Source organism: Peribacillus cavernae, from assembly GCF_003989135.1.
In the GTDB taxonomy this organism is placed as follows: Bacteria; Bacillota; Bacilli; order Bacillales; family DSM-1321; genus Peribacillus; species Peribacillus cavernae.
The window spans coordinates 1-16,415 of the sequence record NZ_RYZZ01000049.1; the positions used below are offsets into that span (position 1 = coordinate 1).

18 protein-coding genes and 4 tRNA genes are annotated in these 16,415 nt (G+C 40.1%); 3 read left to right on the forward strand and 19 right to left on the reverse strand.

Translation table 11 applies throughout. The features are described 5' to 3' along the window. Window positions 1–396: 396 nt before the first annotated feature. Entirely contained in the window at window positions 397–678 is a 282-nt protein-coding gene (locus tag ELQ35_RS23875) for a GIY-YIG nuclease family protein (protein ID WP_126867272.1), read from the reverse strand. Beyond that, window positions 621–1,073, reverse strand: a complete 453-nt coding sequence (locus tag ELQ35_RS21510; RefSeq protein ID WP_126867231.1) for a hypothetical protein — start codon at window positions 1,071–1,073, stop codon at window positions 621–623. The genes ELQ35_RS23875 and ELQ35_RS21510 overlap by 58 nt, the downstream gene beginning before the upstream one ends. Before the next feature lie 169 nt (window positions 1,074–1,242). Here ELQ35_RS21510 and ELQ35_RS21515 point away from each other — a divergent pair, with 169 nt between their 5' ends. The 3 genes from ELQ35_RS21515 to ELQ35_RS21525 are packed head-to-tail and all read left to right on the forward strand — an operon-like array spanning window position 1,243 to window position 3,267. Next, window positions 1,243–2,577 (forward strand): metallophosphoesterase family protein, encoded by a 1,335-nt coding sequence (locus tag ELQ35_RS21515; RefSeq protein ID WP_126867232.1) that lies wholly within the window; start codon window positions 1,243–1,245, stop codon window positions 2,575–2,577. 17 nt (window positions 2,578–2,594) lie between these two features. Then, window positions 2,595–3,017, forward strand: a complete 423-nt coding sequence (locus ELQ35_RS21520; RefSeq protein WP_126867233.1) for a hypothetical protein — start codon at window positions 2,595–2,597, stop codon at window positions 3,015–3,017. Next, the gene (locus ELQ35_RS21525) at window positions 3,001–3,267 is read left to right on the forward strand and encodes a hypothetical protein (protein ID WP_185861859.1); all 267 of its coding nucleotides are present in this window, start codon (window positions 3,001–3,003) and stop codon (window positions 3,265–3,267) included. Before ELQ35_RS21520 ends, ELQ35_RS21525 begins: the two co-directional genes overlap by 17 nt. A gap of 27 nt (window positions 3,268–3,294) precedes the next feature. On the opposite strand, the gene rlmH is transcribed toward ELQ35_RS21525, so the two are convergent. The 17 genes from rlmH to ELQ35_RS21610 form a co-directional block, all read right to left on the reverse strand. Next, window positions 3,295–3,774 carry a 23S rRNA (pseudouridine(1915)-N(3))-methyltransferase RlmH gene (gene rlmH / locus ELQ35_RS21530; RefSeq protein WP_126867235.1) on the reverse strand — a complete coding sequence of 160 codons (480 nt, stop codon included), beginning with the start codon at window positions 3,772–3,774 and terminating at the stop codon, window positions 3,295–3,297. A gap of 94 nt (window positions 3,775–3,868) precedes the next feature. After that, a complete protein-coding gene (locus tag ELQ35_RS21535; RefSeq protein ID WP_126867236.1) occupies window positions 3,869–4,027 on the reverse strand; it encodes a CxxH/CxxC protein in 159 nt (52 codons plus the stop codon). A 147-nt stretch (window positions 4,028–4,174) separates the two neighbouring features. Continuing rightward, entirely contained in the window at window positions 4,175–5,404 is a 1,230-nt protein-coding gene (locus ELQ35_RS21540; RefSeq protein ID WP_126867237.1) for a S1C family serine protease, read from the reverse strand. Between the two features lie 213 nt (window positions 5,405–5,617). Next, window positions 5,618–6,412, reverse strand: coding sequence for an MBL fold metallo-hydrolase (locus ELQ35_RS21545; protein WP_126867238.1), 795 nt, complete (start codon window positions 6,410–6,412; stop codon window positions 5,618–5,620). 5 nt (window positions 6,413–6,417) lie between these two features. Next, the gene (locus ELQ35_RS21550; protein ID WP_185861860.1) at window positions 6,418–7,212 is read right to left on the reverse strand and encodes a two-component system regulatory protein YycI; all 795 of its coding nucleotides are present in this window, start codon (window positions 7,210–7,212) and stop codon (window positions 6,418–6,420) included. Next, entirely contained in the window at window positions 7,199–8,515 is a 1,317-nt protein-coding gene (locus ELQ35_RS21555; RefSeq protein ID WP_126867240.1) for a YycH family regulatory protein, read from the reverse strand. The genes ELQ35_RS21550 and ELQ35_RS21555 overlap by 14 nt, the downstream gene beginning before the upstream one ends. Further along, window positions 8,512–10,353 (reverse strand): cell wall metabolism sensor histidine kinase WalK, encoded by a 1,842-nt coding sequence (gene walK / locus ELQ35_RS21560; RefSeq protein WP_126867241.1) that lies wholly within the window; start codon window positions 10,351–10,353, stop codon window positions 8,512–8,514. Before walK ends, ELQ35_RS21555 begins: the two co-directional genes overlap by 4 nt. A 5-nt stretch (window positions 10,354–10,358) precedes the next feature. Beyond that, entirely contained in the window at window positions 10,359–11,066 is a 708-nt protein-coding gene (gene yycF / locus ELQ35_RS21565; protein WP_126867242.1) for a response regulator YycF, read from the reverse strand. 312 nt (window positions 11,067–11,378) lie between these two features. Next, a tRNA-Phe gene (locus tag ELQ35_RS21570) sits at window positions 11,379–11,451 on the reverse strand. Window positions 11,452–11,470: 19 nt separating this feature from the next. Continuing rightward, window positions 11,471–11,546 (reverse strand) — tRNA-Asp (locus tag ELQ35_RS21575). 194 nt (window positions 11,547–11,740) lie between these two features. Further along, window positions 11,741–11,812, reverse strand: a tRNA-Glu gene (locus tag ELQ35_RS21580). A gap of 10 nt (window positions 11,813–11,822) precedes the next feature. Further along, a tRNA-Lys gene (locus ELQ35_RS21585) sits at window positions 11,823–11,898 on the reverse strand. 291 nt (window positions 11,899–12,189) lie between these two features. Continuing rightward, entirely contained in the window at window positions 12,190–12,606 is a 417-nt protein-coding gene (locus ELQ35_RS21590) for a DUF350 domain-containing protein (RefSeq protein ID WP_126867243.1), read from the reverse strand. After that, window positions 12,603–13,904, reverse strand: a complete 1,302-nt coding sequence (locus ELQ35_RS21595; protein ID WP_126867244.1) for a glutathionylspermidine synthase family protein — start codon at window positions 13,902–13,904, stop codon at window positions 12,603–12,605. Before ELQ35_RS21595 ends, ELQ35_RS21590 begins: the two co-directional genes overlap by 4 nt. Further along, window positions 13,897–14,211, reverse strand: a complete 315-nt coding sequence (locus ELQ35_RS21600) for a hypothetical protein (protein WP_126867245.1) — start codon at window positions 14,209–14,211, stop codon at window positions 13,897–13,899. Before ELQ35_RS21600 ends, ELQ35_RS21595 begins: the two co-directional genes overlap by 8 nt. 41 nt (window positions 14,212–14,252) lie before the next feature. Then, entirely contained in the window at window positions 14,253–14,711 is a 459-nt protein-coding gene (locus ELQ35_RS21605) for a hypothetical protein (protein ID WP_185861861.1), read from the reverse strand. A 111-nt stretch (window positions 14,712–14,822) separates the two neighbouring features. Further along, complete coding sequence (locus tag ELQ35_RS21610; RefSeq protein WP_126867246.1) at window positions 14,823–16,115, reverse strand: adenylosuccinate synthase; 1,293 nt, start codon at window positions 16,113–16,115, stop codon at window positions 14,823–14,825. Window positions 16,116–16,415 lie beyond the last annotated feature (300 nt).

The window sequence follows — 16,415 nt, forward strand, 5'->3', positions numbered from 1 at the left end:
TATTTATGAGGGATCGAGAAAAATAATCATGGAGTATTTTGGAAACGAATTTAATTAAACCCTTTAGTCATGAAGGTCCTACAGATATTAGAAATATAAAATCTGTAGGGCTTTTATATGTGGAGTGGCTCACTCCATGTCACTTGTGGGTCATTTTTATGGCAGAGGCGGCTCAAAAAGATGGCAACGCCGGGGCTATCCCATGACAATATTCAAGCCCTACTGAAAGAAGCGTCAAAGACATTCAGTTGTACTTGACGCTTCAAAAAATAATACCCATGTGTTTACTTGTGGTATGGTTCACCACACATATCAAGCCACAGTTTTATTACCTTGAAAACTAAAAGCGGTAACGGTTTAGCTTTATCTGCCAAGTATTATAGGATTCAGAAAATATTAGGAATCTAGCAATTTTTTGTTAACAAATTCGATTAATTCAATTACCTCTTCCGGATTTGTATCAAACCACTCTGAGCCAGGGGAATTTTCAATTTTTTTACCTCTTATTTTCAAGATTGAATGCAGCATAGTTTCCAATAATGACGCATCACTAGTTTTAATTATGTATTCAATAGTGGGCATTTCTGGTAATGCCGTTGATACTTGAGATAGTATTCGAATTAATGGGTCTCTATCTGATCTTCCAATCTTACATGGCCGGTAAGATTGTTCTGTAATAGGGCAAGTTTTTTATAGTTTTCAAAGTAATATAAATACACCGCAGAACTACCATTTCCATACACGGCATGTGCAGGAATTTCCACCTCTTTAGTAGCATCCTCTTCCTGTTCCTCATTATCTTCTATTACCGGTGAATCTTCTTTATGTACTTTCCAGAATCCATAGGACTTATTTGATGACCAACCATTTTTTGACAAATTTTCAAGAGCCTTTTTAACTGATCTTGGAAAATCTCTAGCCGAGGGGGATAATCCACCTTTATTTTTATGATATTCTAGTACTGTATTTACGATTTCATCCCGTTTAGTCGTTTTACCATTAAACAACGCAATAATTAATTCCTCTATGATTGCAGGGGTTATAGGTAATTTATCGTACTTATATTCTTCCATTTATTCTTCTCTCCTTACTATCATAAGCGTCTTAAAGTTATTAATACTTTAAACAACGCTTCCCATTTTAAGGATACATATTAATAATTAATAGTCTATTTTACTCCGATACTTGCCTCAAATCACTATATTAATAAAAAAACTGCCTCTATTTATTATACGGTTCTCCATGATAGACCGAATTGAGGTTTTTTATGGTAAAATTAGTTTGGGTGATAAAATGCGAATCTTACAAATTTCCGATATTCATGCTCAAATAAATAACTTTCAAACAAAACGCTTAAGACATAGTTTTATGAAGAAAATTACAGACTTACACACTGAGAATAATTATGATTATATCTTTTTAAGCGGCGATATATCACATCAAGGACAAGCTTTTAACGAAAATACAAAAAAACTTATAGAAGATCTAATGAATACTCTTGAGTTAGACACAAACAAGTTAATTATTATCCCCGGAAATCATGACTTAGTAAGAAATTCAGATAGAAGTGAGTTAATAGAAAAAATAAAAGCGCATGAGAACCCTTCCGATTATCTAGATGAAACTCTTATGGTATCTGCACAAAAAGAAATATTACTTTCCTCATTTAAAGAATTCGAAAAGTTTTATGAATTAATCAAGAATGAACAATACCCTCAAAATGAATTACATCACTTAATTGAACTAGAAAAATTTAATTTAATTCTATGTAATACAAATATTATATGTAATCATGCCGGCGAAGAAGGCTCTCTTTTAATAGCTAAAATTGAACTGTTTGAATGTCTACAAAAAATATCTTCTCCTGAAAAGCCAACAATAGCTATGGGGCACCATACCCTTGACTGTCTTACTTTGGTGGAAAAAAACGAAGTACTAACTATGTTTGATGATTTTAATGTCAAATTATATTTATCTGGTCACGTTCATAAAGCACATTACAAACTAGAAGCCGATCATTATAATGAAGTTTTAATGATTGTATGCTCAGGACTACATTTTGATGGCTATACTCAAAGTGGTTTTGTAGATATTCTAATTGATGAATCAACTTACTATATCACTCAATATATTTGGAACTCCGAACATAAATATTGGACTACTAATAACAATCTTGGGAGGAAAATGATAGATGGAAAACTAATTCATCAATATAATAAATCTATTACCTTTTCACATACTAATATTGAAACTGTAAAAAAAGAATTGGTTGCTTTATTTAATGAAAACGAAAGAATATGGAAACAATATGGTCCACAATCTCTAATAGCATTAAGTAATCCTATTTCAGATCTTCATAAAACTTGGAAATTAAAATGTATTGAAGAAATTATACCCAATAATGAAAAAATATTATCTATTATTCTGGAAAATATAGAAATGGTACCTAAAGAAAAGAGAGATATACTTGAACTCTATAAAACTCATGTTGAAGGGTTTAAGAATAATCATCTCTCGTCTTATCCATCTCAAGATGTTCCAACATTCCCTACTTCAATTAAAAATATTTTTGATTAGTAAAGGAGGAAATTGATATGGAAAACCACTTATTACAATCACAAACACCACGAGTAGATAGTAGAGAATTTTTCTTTAATATTATTTCAAACCACTCAAAAGTTGAAAATATTGAACAAATTGGAGTTCCTTTATTTTCTATTGATAAGACAAATGGTGATACTCTTAAAGCACTATTGGTAGACATATACATTATAGGGGATGCTGAAATTCTAGATTTAATGTCAAGATATTCGAATATAGATGCCATAATCAATATTAGTATGTGGAATGAAAATGCAAAATCTGCAAAAGAAATAGCAAGAGAACATAAAATTGGCTTATTCCAAATAAAAGAGTTTATGGGAGCATTAAATTGTGCCAGTAGAAAAGCATTCCTTAATTACATTCCTCCGTATGAACGTGAAGAGAATAAGAAGAGAAATGAATCTGCATTCTGATTTTAAAATTATCCTTTTCGGTTCTTTTATAAATCAGCAATCATATAATGATATTGATATAATTGTACTTTATAATTCTAATTTTATTACTAGTAATAAAATATTAGGATTTAGAGAAAAATTAATATCTAGCTTTAACAAAAAATATAGTATAAATTTAGACATTTCTTTACTCTCTTATGTCGAAAATACTTTGGTAGATTTCCTTTCAAAAATCAATAAATATATAGAAATAGAGCAAGAAGAATAACTCTTCTTGCTCTTTTATTAACCTCATTTACTTATGATACGGTTCCCCCCGATTAATCCGAAAAGCCCGATAAACCTGCTCCACCAAAATCAGCCGCATAAGCTGATGCGGGAATGTCATCCTCGAAAAGGAAAGGGCTTCATCGGCTCGCTGCATCACTTCTTTGCTCAACCCCAAAGATCCACCAATCACAAAAGCCACTTTGCTTCTCCCATAAGTGGCAAGCTTGTCGAAGGTGTCGGCCAGTTCCTCGGAAGATTTCATTCTCCCTTTAATCGCAAGGGCGATGACGTGGGCATCCTGGCTGATTTTTCCCAAGATCCGTTCCCCTTCTTTTTCTTTGATTTGCAGCACTTCGATATCACTTAATGTTTCAGGTGCCTTTTCATCGGGAAGTTCGATAATATCTACTTTTGCGTAAGCCGAAAGTCGTTTTAGGTATTCATCGATTCCCTGCTTTAAATATTTTTCCTTCAATTTTCCTACGGTTATGATAGTTATGTTCATACTTTATCCTCACTTTACAAACAGTTTACAAACAAGTTATCCACATAACTTATCCACATATCCACATTTTCTATCCACATCTTGTATGAGAATATTAGTTCCCTACCATATATATAGCCGGATTTAGACAATATTCACAGCCTGTTGATAATTGTTTTTCCTTCGGAATTTCGTTTAGGATTGGGTAGGTTTCATACTCATCCACCACTACATCCAGCACTAATTCAACGTGTTCCTGACAGCAATAAATCATTTATATTTTCTCCTTTTTATATTGAGATTGCATAGTAAAACCTTATAATAATTATCTATTCTATCTTATCCACAATCCACCCCTTTTTCCAAATTAGTTTTCAAACAAAAAAGACAGAAAGCTCAAGCCCTTCTGCCTTTCATTTTGCTACATAGTTTCTCTTGATAGTTCGAATGTTGTTGTCTCTTTTTTGCCGTTTCGGTAGTAAGTGATTTCGATATTCTCACCGATTTGCTTTTCATTGTACAAGAACTTTCTCAGCTTAACGACGTCGTCAACTTTCTCTCCATCCATTTCAACAATAACATCGAATTCCTTTATTCCTGCTTTCGAAGCCGGTGAATTAGGCTGTACCCCAGTGATTGCCACACCTGTTGTTACATTCTTAGGCAGCTTTAATGTATTTTGCTGATGGTATTGGGAGATTTCCTTAACAGAAGCTAAGTTTACACCCATGTAAGGGCGTCTCACTTCCCCATATTTCTCAATATCAGAAATGATTGGAATAACAGAGTCAATCGGAATGGAAAGGCCAATTCCTTCAACTGCTTCCTGGGCTATTTTCATCGAGTTAATCCCAATGACTTGGCCGCTTAAATTGACTAATGCTCCGCCGCTGTTGCCAGGGTTAATGGCTGCGTCCGTTTGAAGGACTTCTGCATTCCAGTCCACTTCCCCATCCTGGTTGATATCTATTTCAATCGTACGTTCCAAACCTGAGATGATTCCCTTGGTGATGGAGCCGGAAAATTGAAGCCCCAATGGATTGCCGATCGCAATAACCGGCTCGCCCAGCTTAAGTGCTGATGACTTGCCGAACTCTGCAATGGTTTTTACCTTTTCGCTATCGACTTCAATGACAGCTAAGTCTGTCCACGGATCGCTGCCTCTTACCTCGGCAGGTAATTTTGTGCCATCATTTAATGTAACTTCGAGCTCGTTTGCTCCTTCAATAACATGATTGTTGGTAATAATCCATGCCTTTCCGTCCGTCTTTTTATAGACTACCCCGGAACCGCTGCCGGCTGTTCCGCCTTCGCCTTCACCTTCACCTTGTCCTTCACCTTGTCCCCAAAAATCGGAACTCTGGGTATTTGTGATGCCAACAACCGCATCGCTTGCCTTATCAACAGCCTTTGTTACAGCTGTATTGACATCCACCGATAGATTTTGGATATCGTTACTCCCATTATTACCTCCGGTTGCATCTTCTGTGATCGTGGTTTGATTTTCATCGCCAATCCCCAGGTTCGGAAATGCAACCATAACAAGGATGGCTCCGATAATAACCCCTGCTAATGCAGCAAGAAAATAGCCTGCACGGCTTCCTCTTTTTCGCTGACTTCGATTTTCAGAATCCTGATCATAATATCCCAAGCCTGTCACCCTCTCTTTTTACATGTAAATAATAGCAATCACTAGTGTTTGTTTATACCCTTTATTATACTCATTCAAGATCAAACTTCTAAAAAAAAGCACTATTTTCAATTATTTTAATCGTTCACATACAAACAATGTATATGGCATAAGCTTTTTGAGACAAAATAAAAAGGAATGAAAAGACAAATGCCTTTCATTCCTCGTCGCTATCTATACCATTACCAGTTCTGTTGGTTTTTTTGGATCAGTATCGAATAAAGAGAATTGCTCGCCGGTTATAATGCCTTTTGTTTGCAGCGTTTGTTCCACCGACATTCTTGCCAGGTCCTTGATATTGTTATCAATGCTTAAATGGGCCAGATAGATTCGCTTTGTCCGATCGCCTGTGACTTCACTCATGGCGACCGCTGCATCCTCGTTGGAGACGTGGCCGATATCGCTTAGAATCCGGCGTTTGACACTCCATGGGTATCTTCCCATCCGCAGCATGCCAACGTCATGGTTGCTTTCGAAGATGTAGGTGTCCGCATTTGAAATGATGCCTTTCATCCGGTCGCTTACATAGCCTGTATCCGTTACCAGCACCAGCTTCTGGTCTTCGTGATGGAAAACATAGAACATTGGCTCAGCGGCATCATGGGACACACCAAAAGATTCAATATCAAGGCTTCCAAACGTTTTCACCTCTTCCATATCGAACGTGAACTTCTGATCCAATGATATTTCCCCGATCGACCGCTCCATTGCCTGCCATGTCTTTTCATTCGCATAGATGGGGAGCTTATGCTTGCGGGCCACGACTCCCAAACCTTTTATATGGTCACTATGCTCATGGGTAACAAGAATCCCCGACAGCTTGGACATATCTCGCCCGATGGTGGTGAACAGTGCTTCCATTTGTTTGCCGCTCAAGCCTGCATCCACGAGAAATGCCTGCTCCTCTGTTTCTACATAAAAGGCATTTCCCGTACTCCCGCTTGCGAGAACACTAAAATGCATCGTCATGAAACTCACTCCAATATTATTTTTTCTTCAGTATCTGGTTCGATGATTTCTCCGTCGAAAGCTTTTACGAACATGTCCTTGCCGTTCACTTCGATCCACCATGTCGGCGTCAATAAGTAAGAGGCAGATGAAGATTTCAGCAAGTTATAAAATCCAAGTTTCACCTTTGTGATCCTACTTTTGCCAGGTAAATCACCATTATTGTACAGCGTTTCAATCGCCTTGATGGCCGGCAAAACTTCCTCTTTTTTATTCATTGGCTTGATGTCTTCCAGAAAGGTTTGCTCATAGGAGACAACTTCCCCGTTTTCATTCAGCAGCAAAGTTAATTTCGCATTCGTATTATTATAGAAGACCCTAGTTCCAAAGCGTTGATAATAAACAATTGTATTGGTTTTTTTATCAAAAGACCAGAATTCGTAGTTTTCACCTTCATAAATATTTTCTTTTAGAAATCCAGCTAGTTCATTGGGATCGAAGTCTTTGCTGACAATAATCGGTTTTTCCAGGGTTGCAGCCAGCTTGTTTTTTTCATTGAGGATCACTTGCTGGTTCTTCAGGTTTTTGCCGTCTTCCTTTGAAAATTCTTTTCTTTTTGCTAATAGAATACTTTCCTTTATCTTTTCATTTGGTAATTCGGGATAGGTGATTCCTTCCTCCTTCATCTGGTCTTCCGCTGAAGTTTCGGAAAGTAATCCGAATTTGTTTGCATCTCTATTCTGAAGAAATTGAAAAAGCAAAAAGATATCCAGGACGAGAAATACCATGATAAATATGGTTTTTGTCTTACTCCAATCCACTCTTTTCGCCTCCCGGTCTGTTAGGTCGCAAAGCGGTCCATGTGCCGCCATATCGGTAATACCAGGAAGGCTCAAAATGAATTAATTTCGGATACACGGCATCCTTTGATAATTTATAGCCTACCTTTACATCTTCTAAATTAGACAATTCAAAATTACTTGTTTGCTTCAGCAATTCCATGGCTTGTTCCCCGGAAGGCAGGGTCACTTTATATTGATTATCGGGTGGTACCTTAAAACCGAGTGTAAAATACGGGCGCTCGTAACGATAAACCTCTTCATTCCCCCATTCTTGCTTTATTTCAGACATACCCTGTTCATTAAAAACCGGATATCCGTCAATAAATAAGCGAAAGGTAACCTTCTGTTCATCTGCACTAATATCGGCGTATTGATAATTATCATCCCAACCGGCGTGATTGTTTATAAAATTAATACCTTTTTGCAATAAATAGCCCTGACTTGAGCCGATATCGCTCCTTTGGGCGGGATTTACATATTTAATGGTTGAAGAATCATCAATGACAGATAGAAGGCTCGATCCATCCGTATACTCTCTTCCGCGGGAAACCTTTTCCTGCTTGACCTTCTCGGGGTCACTAAACAAAGTCACTTTGAAATTTTCATCAATGTCCAGATAGTTAATATAATATTTCATTGGCGTCAATTGAACAGGTTTCTTCGGCAAAAACAGCATGCGGTTAGCATTGACCTCTTTGGAGATATACTCCGGGTATTTCTCCGCCTGTTGTGCAAATCTACGGCTGAAATTCCTTAAATTAGAAGCACTAACCTCGGACTGAAATATTTGCTTATGTTTGTAGTTAATAAAATAAACCTTTCCTTCATTGCCGCCACTACCCGTTGTAACAACAATCCGGTCGAAGGACAACCTTGGAAGTTGTTGATCGTCTATATCTAATACAAATAAATCAAGTGGAACAGCATCTGGAAAAATCACTTCTGTATTACCGTCCGCATGAACAAAAGAAGTGAACCTTTTTTGTTTAACGAGACGGGACACATCTTTAAAGTTATTTATTGTCCACTTGGTGAGCTCTGTTTGAATACTGTTTATTTCGTTTTCGTCGTTCGTCTGAAAATGTTTTCCATCTTTATGAAACAAAACAGTGCCAGGTTTAATTACTTCTGCTGGCTTTTGTTCATCACTCGCAATCCCTATTAAATCTTTTTGATCAATTTTGTCATATTTCGGCTGATAGGTCCAAATATTCCATGTCAAAAATGCACTGGCCGCAACAAGAATCGTCAAAATGAAATTCTTTGCCCCTTCAAATCTCATGACCACTCATCCTCTTGTTCTTGCTCACAAGGCAGTGTAAAGAAAATAGTTGTCCCTTTTCCTTCCCTGCTTTCAGCCCAGATTTCCCCTTCATGGGCCAGTACCATTTCTTTAGCAATTGCCAGGCCAAGACCTGTTCCTCCAAGATTCCTGGCGCGTGCCTTATCGACACGGTAAAACCTTTCGAAGACTTTATTCAGGTTGTTTTTAGGAATTCCTACTCCCTGGTCGCTGATGCTGATGACAATTTCCTCTATTTCTTGCTTAACCCCGAACGTGATTTGGCCTCCTTCAGGAGAATATTTAATTGCATTCGAGATGATATTGTAGAGAACCTGGGTAATTTTATCTTCATCAATATCCACAAAAATGGAATCTGATGGAATATCCCGTGAAAAGGTGATATGTTCTGTTATCGTCATCTCAAAACGGTCGATAATATGATTGAAGAACTTGGTGAAATTCACCCAGCCTTTCGTAAGGCGATAATCTTTACTGTCCATTTTGGATAACTGCAGCAAATCATTTACAAGTCTTATCATCCGCTCCGTTTCATTTTGTGTCACGTTTAAGAAGGAGGGTGCAATCGATTCATCCTTCCATGCCCCATCTGCCAGTGCCTCCAGATAGCTTCGCATCGTCGTCAGTGGCGTTCTTAACTCATGCGAGACGTTTGCAACGAACTCGCGGCGCTCTTCATCTATTTTTTCCTGCTCAGTAATATCATGCAGGACGGTAATCAGACCATTGACAAACCCTGTCTCTTTTTGGATGACAGAGAAGTTTGCCCGTAAAATATACGGTTCCTTTTGCGTACTGTAATCGAGGATAACCGATTCCCTTTCCTCGAGAAGATCCTCAAAACTATATTCTTCCTCAAGACCAAGCAGGTTAATGATTGGCTGCGATAACACTGTTTCACGTGAAACATCCAATAATTTGGCCGCAGGTGCATTGATCAGGATGATTCTTCCTCGCCGGTCTGTCGCAATCACCCCGTCTGTCATGTATGCAAGAACAGACGATAGTTTCCGTCTTTCCCCTTCTGTGGTCGATTGGGCATCCTGCAGTTTTTTTGTCAGGTTGTTAAATGTAACCGCCAGCTGGCCGATTTCATCATTCCCATATACTTTTACTTTTCTTGAATAATTCCCTTTTGCCAATGCCAATGCCTGTTTCCGCATGTCAGACATTGGCCTGGTAATCGTCCGCGCCAGGAGTATACCAAGAATCGCCGTAATGCCCAGGGCGATAGCCGTTCCGGTAATAAAAATCTGATTAATTTGTTTCATGAGTTTGTACACATTTTCCATCTCGGCGATTGAATACACGATACCAATCACTTTATCGTCTATGCCCTTAATCGGTGTCGCAAGGACCCACATGCGGTTTCCCGTTTTTCGGTCACGCAGCGTTTCATCACCCGGCGATCCCGATTGGGCCCTAATCACCAGATTATCAGTTGCCTTTTTCCCTACGATTTCCTGGTTCTCATTATTCGAAGTTACGATAACCCTGTTGCTGCTATCAATCACACGCACTTCAGAAATATCATTGTAGGAATTGTCCTCCAAAATTGTCCGGATGTCTTCCTCTAGGGTAGAATCCCCGGAATCTGCCGACGCATCCGATTCCATATGCTTTTTCATCTCTTCGCCAAGGCTGTAAGTGAGCAGTTCAATGTTGCCTGAGATTGAACTTTTGAAGTTATTGACTAATTTTTGTTCGAGTTTCCCTACAAAATACACACCAATGATTTGCATAGCTACCAATATGAGCAGAACATAGATGAGTACGAATTTAAAATGGATTGAACGGAAAAAGCCTACCTTTTTCATGTATCTTACTCCTGTTCAGGGTTACGAAGGTAATAACCTACCCCTCTTCTTGTTACAATCCAGCCGGGATGGCTTGGATTATCTTCTATTTTTTCACGGAGACGGCGTACGGTAACATCGACCGTCCTCACATCACCAAAATAATCATATCCCCATACCGTCTGAAGCAAATGCTCACGTGTCATGACCTGTCCGATGTGCTTGGCAAGATAATGGAGCAGTTCAAACTCACGGTGGGTTAATTCAATCGTTTCGCCTCGTTTCGAAACGACATAAGCGTCCGGATGGATGACGAGTGTACCAATCGAAATCTCCTTCGATTCCTGCTCTGGATCCGGTGCAGCAACTGCTTGCTGGCGGCGCAGGTTGGCCTTAACACGGGCGATCAGTTCTCGTGTACTAAAGGGCTTCGTGACATAGTCATCTGCCCCAAGCTCAAGTCCCAGTACCTTATCAATCTCGGAGTCTTTTGCCGTGAGCATGATAATTGGAATGTCATATTTCTTTCGAACCTCACGGCAGACTTCCATGCCGTCGCGCTGAGGCAGCATGATGTCAAGTAAAATTAAATCAGGCTGAATCTCATCCACTAACCTGACGGCTTCATTGCCGTCATATGCGCAAGTAACCTCGAAGCCTTCTTTCTTTAAGTTGAACTGTAATATATCCGCGATCGGCTTCTCATCGTCAACAACAAGGATTTTCTTTTCCATCGATTTTTCTCCTTTTATGTATAATCTACTGGTATTTTGCTTATATGCGATGGCCCCACTTGATTGACAGGCCTTTTGTTCATTATTAAAATAACCCTCTAGTTAAGACATAAATTCTCTATTCTACTTTACCATTTTATAGAGTTTAATTCATCTTTAACAGTAAATCTCCTCCATAGAATATTTACCAGAGCAGTAGATTGCTCTTTTCAATAGCAAAACAGCCTTCGAAATCACTCGAAGACTGTCTCATACTCTTATAAACTATATAAATAACCACTTAAATAAAACTTTACACAGGTTTTTTCAGGATGGCTCGGGACGGAATCGAACCGCCGACACAAGGATTTTCAGTCCTTTGCTCTACCGACTGAGCTACCGAGCCAAATTAGATGTAATTGAAATGGCGGTCCCGACGGGAATCGAACCCGCGATCTCCTGCGTGACAGGCAGGCATGTTAACCGCTACACCACGGGACCAATAATAAAATGGCAAAGAAATATAATTTAAGCGAAAAGCATGATGATTTAAGCGAAATTTTCAATAATTAAGCGAAAGCTCCCCTTAATTAAGCGAAAAAAACAATAATTAAGCGAAAACATGACTTATTTAAGCGAAACTCCAAATCTTTCTCCAGGCAACATGAAAGCAAGGTTCCTGAGCAAAAGAAAAGTGACCCGTACGGGATTCGAACCCGTGTTACCGCCGTGAAAGGGCGGTGTCTTAACCGCTTGACCAACGGGCCAGAGAAAACATGGTGAGCCATGAAGGACTCGAACCTTCGACCCTCTGATTAAAAGTCAGATGCTCTACCGACTGAGCTAATGGCTCGGTATATGAAGTTGGTGCCGCTGCTTACGTTTCAAAGATGTGCTCCATTTACCTCTTTCCAAGACGCAAATTCCGCAACTCGCAGATTGTTCACAGAGGCTATGCTCGTCTCTACCAACTGAGCTAATGGCTCTTATTCACATTATGTATCATTTGTGACGACGCTTTTGATAATATCATAGATTTAAAGATGAAAGCAATAGTATTCTAAAATATAGTTTTATTTCTCTCCTGGCAGATTCAAAACAAAAGGTACATGGAGACATCGATCCAATGCACCTTTGTCGTAAGCTAATAAGTCAGGCTTGCTGCTACAACAATCCCCACTACAATCGAAGCGGAAAATAGGCTGAAACCAATAGCCAGATTGCCTTCTTCAACTTCCTTTGCCAGATCCACTTTAGGAGTGAGAATATATTCGAATACTAAGTAGGCAATCACCTGGGCTGCCATCCCAACCAGGCCCCAGATAAAAGCATCCACTAAACTTACACTTCCTGACCAAACTGTGAAAATAACAATGGCAAGGCCAATGGCTTTGCCCCAAAGCTTTAAAGCTACAGCCAGATTGCCTTCTTTAATCAATTGCCGTTCAGAAAATCTTGTTGTAAATGCAAAGACGATGAGACCTAGGATAATAAGAGCAAATCCGGTAAAGGCATGCGCCAAAAAATTCAAAAATGCTGATAGCGTTATAATTTCACTCATTCATTATTTCCCTCCTTTTTTATTCCCATGGGTAAAAAATAGGACTCATTGCCGGTAATCTGGCCGCCAGCACGAATGCCTACTGCGCTCGCTTTCCCATTCACCAGGAAACAGCCATACATAATCCGGCATTTTTCCTTTCCCTTTTCTGTAGCAATTTCATATTCAGGAAGTGAAATGAATCCCTGAAAAACCGGCATCGATTCTTCATACGTTTTCCCGCTGTCCTGCATTCGGATCTTCCCCCGTTCGTCATATATTACGACCGTATCCCCTTCACGGCCGAATGATGGTTTCTTTACATAAGGGCAAGACGCTTGCATAAAGTAATCCGGTTCCAAATAGGTAGGCAAAAAGTGTTTCTTGATAACTTCATGCTCCTCTTCGGTAAAAAAAGCATTCCTTTCTTCATGTAACCCCCAGATAAGTGCCTGAATGGCTTTCGACTGCAATAAAAAGGCGGACGGAGGATTTATCATACCCAACCTGCCTTCTGAAACAAGCTCTAGCAGCAGCATTCCTACACTTTCTCCCGTATTTGGGTCTTTATCCTCCACCAAACTTTCAATTGGATATGTCTGGCGGTAAAGGAGATCAATCCTGTTTCCTTCAGGTGTGTAAAGCCCCCTGGATAAAATGCATTCACCGTCATCCATGATATCTTCCTCGATAAGCCTTAAATCCGTAAGCGGAATATACCGCGCCCTGAAGCCGCAGTTCTCTAATAAATAAATCGCGGTCAGGTAATCTTCTTCATGTTCCTGATGGGAAGTAAAAACAATCACTGGTGCCGTTTGCCTGTTCAGCCGGTTCAATTCGGCTGAAATGGCTCGATGAATTGCTTTTGCCAATTCCTGATTGCATCCTTTATTTGGATCTTCCATATTAAAGTGGCTGCAGACAAAATCGTTTACATGAAAGGTTTCTTTAATAAATGTAGGTGTATCCGAGTTAATTTCCATTACTTTTATTTCTTGATCAGTAACAGCGAAATCAATACGTGCGATGACTGTCTCCTCATCGATGGTCTTTAATCGAATGAAAGGCAGGCTTTCCACTGGAAATCCGAGCTGGAGCAACGTATTATCGTCAAGCTGGCGCAGCAAATCCGCACTCTTGAAAAAAATCCTTCCTGCCTTCTCTGCTGCAGACCTTATCGCATGAATCCGCTCCTGCGAATCCAATTTTATATCCAGAAGGGCGTACTCGCTTTCGTATAAATCCGGCCAAAAATCAGGAATCTGTGAGTATAACTCCTGACGGCTGTTTTTGTGAGTGGTATATTTATGGTTATCCACCAAAAGAACCGCCTTTTGAGCTGCTGCCAATCCCTGATTTATAACTTTTTTGATAGGACGCAAAGCCACTGGACTTTTTTAACGCTGACTTAGAATTATAGTAACGCCCGCCATAATAATATGCTCCGTGATGTCCCGAACTTGAATCGTCACAATAATAAGTGCCGGTATCTTTATCGAATTCCCAGTCATCACAGCCCTTGTCAGAAGGTTTAGCAGGACGGGCACTGCTTTCCGAACATCCGGTGACTGAAACAGCAAACAAAGCAGCAGCCACCCCGCTCATCATTTTTTTCGTCTTATTCATCGTGTGTGCCTCCCCTCGCACAAAATCCCTGTCCTGATCTTTTATGTGTAAGTGTCCAGGCCAGTAGCCGTTACATAAAGAGCATATACCATGCGGTCCTCATCAATTTCAGCCGAATCCCTTTTCCACTCCTTGCCATGGAAATAAGTGAACGTCGATCCAATATAACCAAGTACCTGCATATGGTTATCAAGGTAGAGCGACTCCATAACAGGATGGTCCCTAAGCGGATTGTATTCCCGAATTTCAAGTTTCATGCTGCCCTTCCCTGACAAATCAATTTCCTCGGGAGCAGCTTCTTCAAATATCTCCACATAGATGATAAACATCTCTTCTTCCTTTGCCGAAGAAACCTGTTTATAAGTAATACCTTCCTTCACAAAAAACTCGCACTCTCTTCTGGAAAATACTTGCTCGTAATCTATCCTATCAAAATGGTAAATCGCTTCATACTGCTCATTGCCTTTCCAAAGCCGGTATTCCAGCACTGCTTTTTCCACGCTACCTACCTCGATTCCATTTCCGTTTGCTATGTAATACGCACAACCAAAAAAAGGGTTTCAAAAATAAAGCATTAAAAAGGGAACTGCCAAAAGGCAGTTCCCGAATTTTTATACTTGGCGCCAAGGGCTTTTTACTACATTTGTTTGCGTACGGTCAGGACCCACTGAGAAAATAGATAATGGGATGCCTGTTAACTGAGAGACGCGTTCAAGGTAGTGACGGGCATTTTCAGGCAGTTCGCCAAGTGTTTTACAGCCTGTGATATTCTCCGTCCACCCCGGAAGTTCCTCATATACCGGTTCACACTCAGCAAGCACCTTAAGGCTTGCTGGAAATTCCTCGATGATTTCTCCCTGATATTTATAAGCCACACAAATTTTGAGTTTCTCAATTCCTGTCAGCACGTCGATGGAATTCAAGGAGAGATCCGTGATACCGCTCACTCGGCGTGCGTGGCGGACAACCACTGAGTCAAACCAGCCAACACGGCGCGCTCGTCCTGTGGTCGTTCCGTATTCACGGCCGACTTCCCGAATCTGATGGCCGATTTCGTTATCCAATTCAGTCGGGAAAGGTCCGTCGCCTACGCGAGTTGTATACGCCTTACAAACTCCGACAACGTGATTGATTTTTGAAGGGCCGACGCCTGAACCAATGGTAACACCGCCTGCAACCGGATTGGATGAAGTTACAAACGGATAGGTTCCCTGATCGATATCGAGCATGACTCCCTGCGCCCCTTCAAACAAAACACGGCGTCCTTCGTCAAGCGCATCGTTCAGGACTACGGACGTATCGCAAACGTACTGTTTAACCTGTTGTCCGTATTCGTAATATTCGTCTAGAATATCCTCCAGCTTAAATCCTTCCGTTTCATAAAAACGCTCGAGGAGGCGGTTCTTTTCTTCGAGGTTGTGAGCAAGCTTTTCCTCAAAAGTTTCTCGATCTAAAAGGTCTGCCATTCGGATGCCGATTCTTGCCGCTTTATCCATATAGGCAGGTCCGATCCCTTTTTTTGTTGTGCCGATTTTATTCGCGCCTTTTCGTTCTTCTTCCACTTCATCAAGCTTTAGATGGTATGGAAGAATCACATGCGCCCTGTTTGAAATTCGCAGATTATCAGTCTTTATTCCATGACCGTGCAGATACTCCAGTTCCTCCACTAATGCTTTTGGATCGACAACCATGCCGTTTCCAACCACACAGATTTTATCGCTATAAAAAATCCCCGATGGAATAAGATGCAGCTTATACGTTTCACCATTAAATTTGATTGTATGGCCGGCATTATTGCCCCCCTGATAACGGGCAATCGCTTCCGCATTCTCTGATAAAAAGTCAGTAATCTTCCCTTTTCCTTCGTCTCCCCATTGTGTTCCTACTACTACAACAGATGACATACCAAGCACCTCCAAAGATTCACGTAATACCGGCAACACTCGTCACCCGGTTCTTATTAAGCAAACTCATTTTATCAGGTAATCGATGAAAAAGTCAATAAAAACCCGAACATTATATATGTGTGATTATTGATTTGTTCGTAATTGCTTCCTCTATCTTACTAATGCTTTTCCATTGATGAATGTCCGGGATCTCCCTTTCAATCAACTTGAGAGCATCATTAGTAGTTTCGCTTATATTTAGTTAAATATCGCTTAAATCCCATGTTTTTTGCTTAATTATCTAATTTTTCGCTTAAA